This is a genomic window from Haloarcula sp. H-GB4 (assembly GCF_030848575.1).
Classification (GTDB): Archaea; Halobacteriota; Halobacteria; order Halobacteriales; family Haloarculaceae; genus Haloarcula.
Genome location: NZ_JAVDDX010000007.1, coordinates 39,472 through 45,607, shown reverse-complemented (window position 1 = coordinate 45,607; position 6,136 = coordinate 39,472). Strand labels below are relative to the sequence as shown.

The following is a 6,136-nucleotide window of genomic DNA, read 5'->3' as shown; positions in this document are numbered from 1 at the left end:
GTTGAACCGAAGGCTGGCTTCCCGATTGCGGCAGGGAACGTCACTGTCGCAACGGGACAGTCCCGGGTCGAACGGCCGTTTTCCGGAACTGACGAGATTACGGTCACCGTCGACCAGGGCGAGGTCTCCTCGGCGATAGTCACGTATCGTCCGACCCAAATCTGGTGGGAGCAAGGGCGTGCTGTCCCGGTTCGGGACACGCAAGAACGCGTTGCGTATGAGGTGGATCTTCCGGACCTTTCGGAGTTCATCGACCTCGTTGTGGTGACGCTCCTGACGTTGTTGCCGGCTGTGCTGGCGGTGTACGGCTACGACGTCTGGACGAGAGGCCAATTTGTTGGTTGGTATAATCCATGACAAAGCAAGATATACCACGAAACAGCAGTATCGACCGCAGAACAGTGCTTGGACTCCTCAGCGGGAGTCTTGCTGCTCTTGCAGGATGCAGTGGCGGGCTGTTTGATAACAGTGACGGAGGTGACGGAAGCGCCGGCCCGCCAGAAGATCAGTCCGACTACATCGAAGAGACGTCGATTAAGATTGTAGAGAACGGCCGCCAATTGGCTCTGGAAGTGACTGTGACTGATGAAATCGAGCCGTCATCGGTTAGCATCATCACAGAGTCTGGTCGGGAGTTCTCCAGTGACTATTTCAGTCCTGGCGAGACCCGGACACGCCTCTCGTTAACAGAAGGAGAGGACTCGTACGAACCGCTGCCTCGGGGTCAGCATACACTCTATCTCCGTGGGGATGACGTTGAAACTGAACTCCCACTCGAACTGGGCACTACGTTTGAATTTGAAGAAGCTGTTCCTGGGACTGAGCATGAAGAGATCCGCGACGATAGCTTGGGGGTTGTTGTTCGGAATATCGGCCAGCGAACTGGCGCAGCAACGCGGACAATCCTCAATGGAGAAAACAAAGACAGCAAGGCATTTGAACCAATAAAGCCGGGTGAAACCGGGATTGTCGAATTTACTTTTCTCCTCGCTGATGGCCCACACTGCGTAAAAGTTGAAGAAACAACTCTAAGAGAGGAGGAATTGACTGTTGGATTCCTCTGGAGTGACCCGGTTACTGTCATCCAAACTATACAGTATACCGACAGGTTTGACAGCACCGGTAACGGGTGCAAACGAACCCTAGCTGGTGAGCCAGAAGAGGTCACCACAACCCCGACAAAGACGGAGATGGAGACGTAGCAATGCAGTCGGAAATTGGTGAAGAAATCGTTAAGGAAATCGTCGAGAGGGCAATTAGAGAACTCTCATCGGCAATTACAGCTGGTATCAGCGGCTTCTTTGCTCAACTTAAAACGCAGATAATCAACTATCTTGATGGGTTTTTCCAAGCCATTATTGATCCGATGGTGCGGACGCCTGCTCCTGAAGGACCGAATTCAGCAGCCCCTGTCGACATTGCATTTGAGTCTGCGAGTAATGCCCCATGGGACTCGCTAATATCGGGTATCTATTTTGAGGGGGTAGTCGGCCTGGCGCTCGGACTGCAGTTCATCGTCTTGGCGATGATTGGGCTTAGATATGGTTCGATGAACCCGGTTATCCGGAAGAAACTCCTACGTCGCCTCGGAGTCGCATTTCTTTCGCTGTTCTTCTGGCTCCCAGTGGCCTCACTGGGGACTCAGTTCTTCGACGCTATCGGAAATGTAATCTACCGTTCCGGTCAGTCGAAAGAAGAGATCGCTACACTAATCAGCTCAGCCGAGCAAATTGCGGAGCTCAGTCTGGGGATATTCGTCGTTCTGATGATCGTCGGATTGTACGTCTACCTGAAGGCGGCGTTCATCTTCATCACCCGGTGGCTGCTGGTCTTCCTGATGACCCTCTCGATGCCGCTGGTCGCGACGTTCTGGGCAGTGGAAGTCTGGCCACTGAACCGCTTCTCGGGGCTGGCAAAACAGGTCGCCGGCGCGTATCCCGGAGTCCTTGCTGCGGGCATCCCACCTGCAATCCTGATACGAATGAGCTTCGAGGCAACGAACTGGGGACTCCCCTCTAAGTTATCGCTGTTCATCAGCCTCGTGACGCTGTACTTGGCGGCAAAATCACAGAAGATCCTCATCCAGCGTAGTAGCCGCGTTGCGATTCAAGTCAGCGAACAGGCTCTCGCCGGCGGTAAAAAGCCACTCAAGGTGGGTGCGGCGGCCACTGGCGCAGCGGCGACAGCCGGCGCTGGAGCGGTCGGTGGACCCGGCGCAGCGATGGCGACGGGTGGCACGATTCGAGCGGCTTCAGGTGCCGCAAAAGGACGCATTGGCAGTGCTGCCACGGGTGCCCAGATGGTCCACCGCCAGATGGCTGCTAACCCCGCTGGCATGAAGAGGGGTTCCAATAACACTGGCCCTACCGGTTCCAGTGGCGGCAGTAGTCCCACCGGCTCCGGAGGTGGCGGCAACAGTGGTTCCGGCGGCGGTGGCTCAGGCGGTTCAGGCGGTTCCGCTCCGCCCTCTGGCGGCGGCAGTGGCAGTAGCGGGTCCGGTGGCTCTGGTGGCTCACCGCCCTCTGGCGGGTTGAGTGGCTCATCTGCCGGAAGTGTCCTCAACAGCAGGTTCACTAATGGGAGTTCGTCCGGGGACTCTGAGAGTGACGACACTCCGACTAGTGAACGCCAGACGAAGATGGAGCAGCAAACCAAGATGGAGCGCCAGACGCAGATCAACTCCGGCGATACCAGAGTGTTCGAGTCTGAGGGTGACCCACCGTTCTCCGACGACGACTTCGACGAGAACGATACTGAGACCACTGACTCCGATGAGTCCGAGTCGTATGACTCGCTGCAGGACGTGTTTGCAACTGATGACGATGTATTAGGACCGGATGTGTACCGCGACGGCCTGCCCCACCGGGAGGATGACGACTAATGGCTGACTCACAAGACGAATACAATACGAACATCATTCACGAATCCCTCGGAGATTCGACCAACTTCTGGGGAGACTACACGCTGGGGGAACTCATCCTGTTCCTCATCCCGCCGTTTGGCTTCCTCGTCGCGATGGGAATGCCGTTCGTGCCAGCGGCGCTGTTCTTCCCAACGTTGGCTCTCACAGCGATCGTGGAAGTGTTCCTGTACATCCTGCATAAAGTCCGCCCGGACCACTATCGCCTGACAGAGTGGCTGCGAGTCAAACTGTTCTGGCTCGTCAAAAAGCGACAGTACACTCACGGCCAAGGGAATCAGGACACTCGGCAGGTCACGCGACTAGAGCGGGTCATGCCCCACGGCATTGAGCGCGTCGACGGAGCGTACGTCGGCGCGGTTGAGGTCGAGCCCGCCAATATGTCGTTGCAGGACGACGAGAAATGGGAGAAAGCCGTCAAGTCACTCACACGCCTGTCTGAATCGCTGACTGGCCGTGCGAAACTCCACGTCACGACGGCCGAGGTCGATAACGAGTCCCATATCCAGGCACACGTCGACCGACTCGACGACCCCGACGCGGAGAGCCATTCGATCTTCCGGGGAGTCCTCATGGAGTTCGTCAACCGCTACACCGACGACAGCGGCAACGTTGAGACTGAGACTGAACTCCAGCGCAAGTACTACATCATCGTCTGGGTGACCGACGATGATATCCACGACCTCCAGATGAACAGCGACTCCATCGCGGATTATTTGACTGGGATACCGGTCATTGGTCGGCTGTTCACTCGATTCGACAGTGACACGCTCACTGACGCCGAGCGAGAGGAGTTCAAGGCCAAGAAACTCCACGACCGGCTCGAAACCGTCGACAGAGCAGTCAACAATATGTTCCGGTGTCGCAGCCGGTCGGTCAGCCCCCACGAACTGGCCCACTTGACCGAGGACTACTGGGCCTGCGAAACCCGGTCGGAACGCGAGTACGAAGAGGCGGCCTCCGTCTCCCCGGTGACATACTCCGCGCGGGAACTCATCAAGCACGGCGAGGGTGCCGCAGCCCACGACGCCGCGGAGGGCATGGAGACCGATGACGTCGGTGGGACCGACTACGAGGTCGACGAGACTGACTTCGTCTCCCAGTTGCATAGACCGGGAGAGAACCACCGGTCACTGGTCGCCCCAACAGATATCGAGTGGGAAGCCGACCATGCTCTGATCGACCAAGAGACGTACACACGGTGCTTCTGGATCGAGACGTATCCGGAGCATCCGACGAGTGGGATGCTGGAACAACTGCTGCTGGATACGGAGCTTGCCGTCGATGTCTCAATCCATATCGACCCATACGACGCTGATACAGCAGTGTCGGTGATGAAGGAGTGGATCTCCTCGCTGAAGATGCTGCAAAACGACAAGGGGGAGCTGGAAGCGGAAGACATCGAGCAGGAGGTCAATCAGGCGAAGTACATCCGGCAGATGGTCCGGCGGAACCACACGTCGCTGTTCCGTGTCGGCGCGTTCATCCGGTTGACTGCCAAGACTGAAGAGGAACTCCGAAAGCAAACGAACCGGCTCGAAACGCTACTGCGGGACTCCCCGTCGAACTGTGGGGTTAAGCGAACGACCCGCCGGCAGGAAGCCGGACTGGTGACAGTCTCGCCGATCGGGGCCAACGAACTCGGGCGGAACCGGCTCTCGTCGATGACTGGGGAAGCCCTTGGAGCGCTGTTCCCGTTCTCGTCGAACTACCTGCGGATGGAGGACGGCATCGAGTACGGGCTGCACGGACACAACGACTCCTCGTTGTTGATCGACCCGTGGGAACTGGAAACCGGCCACTCAGAGCTAGTGACTGGAATGCCCGGCGGCGGAAAGACACACGGCACGCAGGCTCGGGCGATGCGGATGCTGAAAAAGCGGTCGGATGTCAAGCAGATCTACATCGACCCGGTCGGGGATATGCACGGCAGCGCGAAGATGCTGGACGCAAAGACCATCACGATCAGCGGCGAGACGCCGCTGAACCCGTGCGAGATGCATCCGACGCCGCCTCATGTCCTTGAACAGTCCCCGGATATGCAGCCCGTCTCAGCGAAGAAAGACGAAGTGTACGGGGTTATCGAGAACTTCCTGCAGTCGCGGGATGTCGATCTGGAGATGCACAGCGGCCTGATCACGTTCCTGATCGACAAGATATTCTCGGAGTCCGATATCGACCCAGCGGACCCGTCGACGCACACGCCGGAGAACTCGCCGGATCTGAGTGACTTCCTAGAAGTCGTTGACCGCCTCCAGGAAGAGCCTGGAATGTTCCCTGGAGCGACGACGGAGTCCTCCCAGCAGAAAATCCAGCAGTACGCAAACGAACTCTCGATTGCGCTGCATCCGTTCCGGCCGGGAAGTACGTTCGGCAATCTCTCGAAAGAGTCGGACCTGCGGCTGATCGACGACAGCAGCAAGGCCGTCTATCTGGACCTCCAGCAAGTCGAAGGCTCGGGCAGTGGCCTCGGCAAACAGTCGTTCATCATGCAGTTGCTGCTGTCGACGCTGTACCAGCAGGCGAAAAATATGCAGCAGAAGGTCGAGATCATCATCGATGAGGCCCATTACCTGTTCAACGACGACGCGAATCTGGAGTCGCTGAACCAGATTGCTCGGCACCAGCGCCACGCCGGGCTGCGGCTGGTGATGCTGTCCCAGACGCTCTCCGAGTTTGAGGACAAGGGTGCAGCCGAGGAAATCGCGGGAATGTGCCCGATCAAGGTCCATCACCGCGAGCCAGAGCTAGGTGATGAGACAGCGAAAAGCGCTGGACTGACGAGCGAACAGCAGTCCTACATCCAGCACGCGGAAGCCGGGAAAGAGTCACTAGGCGACGGTCAGGGCTACTCACAAGCGCTGGTTCGCGTCGACGAACATGGTGACTACCCACTGACGATCAAGACCTCGTGGGAAGAGAAGCAGATTATTGACCTCGACGCTGACGCGGAAGATGCGCTCGACGTTGTTGCTCACGAGGTTGACTCTCGCGCTGCTGACTTCGAAGAGTTCGTCCATTCCAAAGCGGTCGAGCAAGAGCTAACGAATCACGGATTATCGCCTGAGAAGGCTGAACACGTCCTCAACGGACTCAGCGAAGAGGAGTTGGTGGACGTGGTGTCTGTAGCACTTGACCAGACACAGCCGGATGCAGTTGTCGCTGATGGTGGTATCGAGGCAGGGACTGATCTCGAGTTCGGCACTACGGAGTGAT

Annotated in this window: 3 protein-coding genes and 1 pseudogene; all 4 read left to right on the top strand. The window is 57.7% G+C overall.

Features of this window, described 5'->3' with window-relative positions; all coding sequences use genetic code 11:
* A pseudogene (locus RBH20_RS21055) lies at positions 1 to 357 on the top strand (hypothetical protein); the annotation flags it as partial.
* Positions 354 to 1,202, top strand: coding sequence for a hypothetical protein (locus RBH20_RS21050; RefSeq protein ID WP_306712379.1), 849 nt, complete (start codon positions 354 to 356; stop codon positions 1,200 to 1,202). The pseudogene RBH20_RS21055 and the gene RBH20_RS21050, both read left to right, overlap by 4 nt.
* A 2-nt stretch (positions 1,203 to 1,204) precedes the next feature.
* Positions 1,205 to 2,881: a hypothetical protein gene (locus RBH20_RS21045; protein WP_306712377.1), complete on the top strand. Its 1,677-nt coding sequence runs from the start codon at positions 1,205 to 1,207 to the stop codon at positions 2,879 to 2,881.
* Complete coding sequence (locus RBH20_RS21040; protein WP_306712375.1) at positions 2,881 to 6,135, top strand: VirB4 family type IV secretion system protein; 3,255 nt, start codon at positions 2,881 to 2,883, stop codon at positions 6,133 to 6,135. Before RBH20_RS21045 ends, RBH20_RS21040 begins: the two co-directional genes overlap by 1 nt.
* The last annotated feature ends 1 nt before the right edge of the window (position 6,136 follow it).